3 protein-coding genes are annotated in these 2,931 nt (G+C 64.3%); all 3 read right to left on the bottom strand.

Features of this window, described 5'->3' with window-relative positions:
- On the bottom strand, positions 1 to 1,483 hold a 1,483-nt coding region (locus tag VFE81_RS04230), incomplete at its 3' end, for a FadD3 family acyl-CoA ligase (protein WP_325043393.1).
- Positions 1,484 to 1,550: 67 nt separating this feature from the next.
- Positions 1,551 to 2,711, bottom strand: coding sequence for a ferredoxin--NADP reductase (locus tag VFE81_RS04225; protein WP_325043392.1), 1,161 nt, complete (start codon positions 2,709 to 2,711; stop codon positions 1,551 to 1,553).
- A gap of 11 nt (positions 2,712 to 2,722) precedes the next feature.
- A partial coding sequence (locus VFE81_RS04220; RefSeq protein ID WP_325043391.1) for an SDR family oxidoreductase occupies positions 2,723 to 2,931 on the bottom strand: 209 nt, incomplete at its 5' end.

The raw sequence follows: 2,931 nt of genomic DNA, 5'->3' as shown, positions 1-2,931 counted from the left end.
TCGCCATATTGCTGCGGGCCCAGTCGGTCAGTTCTTCCGGGCTCGCGTGCTCGCCCGAACGCAACACCACATACGCATGACCCACTTCGCCGAGCCGCTCGTCGGGCACGCCGACGAGTGCCACTTGCGCCACCGCTGGATGCGCGCTGAACAGCCGCTCGATCTCAGCCGGATAGCAGTTGAAGCCGCCGACGATGAACATGTCCTTGATGCGATCCGTGATGCGCAGATAGCCGCGTTCGTCGAGCGTGCCGAGGTCGCCGGTATGCAGCCAGCCTTCGGCGTCGATCGTGTCGAAGGTAGTCTCCTGCTGACCGAAATAACCTTGCATCACGTTGTAGCCACGAATCAGGACTTCCCCTGTCTCGCCGACGGCAACCGCGTCGCCACTGCTGTCGGCGATACGGATCTCCACGCCGGGCATCGCGCGGCCTGATGTATTAGCAACGGTCTCCGCATCGTCTCCGTTACGGCACAGCGTGGCAAAACCGCACGACTCCGTGAGGCCATAGCCCGTCAGCACGGTTTCGAAACCCAGTTGCGCGCGCATCCTTTCGATCAGACTCGGCGCAATCGATGCCGCGCCCGTCACCGCGACTCGCAAAGACGACAGATCGCGCGTGGCCAGGTCCGGCATGTCGAGCAACGCGTGGTACAGCGTCGGCGGTCCCGGCAAAACGGACACGCGATCACGCACGATTCGTTCGAGCACGCGCTCCGGGTTGAACACCAGATGCGGCAACACAGTCGCGCCACTCGCGAACGCCGCTAGCCAGCCAGCCTTGTAGCCGAACGCGTGAAAGAACGGATTGACGATCAGATAGCGGTCGCTTTCACGCAGCGTTGCGATCTGCGCCCAATCGTGAATCGCGCGCAGGTTCTGGCCGTGCGTCGTCATCACACCCTTCGGGCGGCCCGTCGTGCCGGACGTGAACATGATGTCCATCAGCGTATCGGGGCGCACCGCCGCTTCGCGGGCGCGGAACGCTTCCATCGAGGTGCCTGCCACGCGCCGCAGGAACGCGTCCCAGGTCTCGTCGCGGCCACCAATCGATTCTGCTGCAGAGCCGTCGAACATCACGACCCGTTCAAGCGTCGCAGGACGGTGTGCCGCCAGCATGGCCGGATACGAATCGCCGAGGAAAGTGCCACAGCAAAACAGCAGACGCGCGCCGCTATCCTCGAGAATCGCCGCGGCTTCCAGCCCCTTCATACGGGTATTGATCGGGACCAGCGCCGCGCCCGCGCTGTGAATCGCGAGCGCCGCCACGATCCATTCAGCAATATTCGGCGCCCAGATCGCGACACGCTCGCCCGGCTGGATGCCGCAACTGATCAACGCGCGCGCCGCCTCGATGCGCGCAGCGTCCAGTTGCGCATAGCTCAGGCTGCCCTGGACTGTTTCGATCGCGATACGCGTGCCGTAGCGCGCGGCGCCGCGTGCGATCAGCGCGGGCGTCGTCAGGATGTGGTTGAGCGTCATGGTGAATTCGATGGAAACGGTTCGCGGCAAGCGCACCACGCGAGAACCGCGCGTGCGAACCGCGAACCTAGTCGGGGAAAACCACGCGCAACGTCGCGCTGGCGGGTGTCGCACTACAGGCAAGCGTCCAGCCGTCGGTCAGATCGGCCGCATCGAGCACGTGGTTGGCGTTCAGGTTCACGCTACCGGCTTCGACCCGGCACATGCAGGCGCCGCACAAACCACTGCGGCACGAGTTGGGGGCCGGCACGTCGGCGCGCAGCATGGCGTCGAGCAGGGTTTCACCGGTTTCGCAGATGAAGGTGAAGGTGTGGCCGTCGAGCACGGTTTCGATTGCGGCGTTTGCGATGGGGGCCGTCGGGGGCGGTTCCGATGCCAAGGGCACGTGCGGCAGTTCTGGCGCCGCGGACGTGGTGCGCGTTTCGGGTACTCCTGGTACTCCGAGCCCGCCGGGTACACCGGTCACTCCTGGCATTCCTGCGACCCCCGGCATGGACACGCCAACCGTAGCCGGCAAATCCGGCAGCGAAGCAAACCGCTCCACATGCACCTTCGCGCGCGGCAAACCCAGCGCCAACATTGCTGCCAACGCGTTCTCCATGAACAGCGCCGGCCCGCAGATAAAGCATTCCTGCATACTCCACGGCCGCGCCAGTTCTTCCAGATGACGTTGCTGCGGAATGCCCTGCACGCTATCGAGCCAGTGAATCACCCGCAATCTTCCCGCGTGCCGCTGCCCGAGTTGCCGCAGTTCTTCGCTGAAAATCACCGACTGCGCGTCCCGATTCGCATAGATCAGGGTGAGCATGCCGCGCCCGTTCACCAGCGCGGACTTGAGAATCGACAACACCGGCGTGATGCCACTGCCACCCGCGAACAGAAGCAGGTCGCCATCCAGCGAACGCGGCGTGAACACGCCCGCGGGCGCCATCACGTCGAGTTCATCGCCGGGTTGAATGCTGTCGCACATCCAGTTCGACACGCGCCCGTCGCGCACCCGCTTGACGGTGATCTTCGGCGCGCGGTCGATGCCCGGTGCGCTCGAGAGTGAATAACAGCGCTGCACGGTGGCATCCGCGCACGGCACCTTGAGCGTGAGAAACTGCCCCGGACGATAGCTGAATGCATCGTGCAGCGCCTGCGGCAACTCGAACACGAAAGAGCGCGCGTCGGCGCTCTCCGCGATCACGTCCGCCACTTTAAGCCGGTGAAAACGCGAATCGGCCATGGCGGGGGAACTCAGGCAATGCCCATGATCAACTGCGCGTTGTCGATCCGATACTCGCTGCCGTTGATGAAGCGCGATTCATCGGACGCAAGGAACAGCACCAGATTCGCGATGTCTTCCGGCAAACACATGCGAGCGTGCGGATCGATCGACTGCGTGAGCGCGTCGCGCGTCTCTTCGGCTGCACCGAAGAACGGCGCGGTCATCGGCGTGAGAATGC

This window comes from Paraburkholderia sp., from assembly GCF_035656215.1.
GTDB lineage: Bacteria > Pseudomonadota > Gammaproteobacteria > Burkholderiales > Burkholderiaceae > Paraburkholderia.
Note: the sequence above shows the minus strand (reverse complement) of the source record. Positions and strands in the feature narration are given on the sequence as shown.

What these genes read in the sequence shown, in the direction of transcription:
- VFE81_RS04225 (WP_325043392.1), bottom strand. Translation starts at nt 2,711, where the DNA reads ATGGCCGATTCGCGTTTTCACCGGCTTAAAGTGGCGGACGTGATCGCG.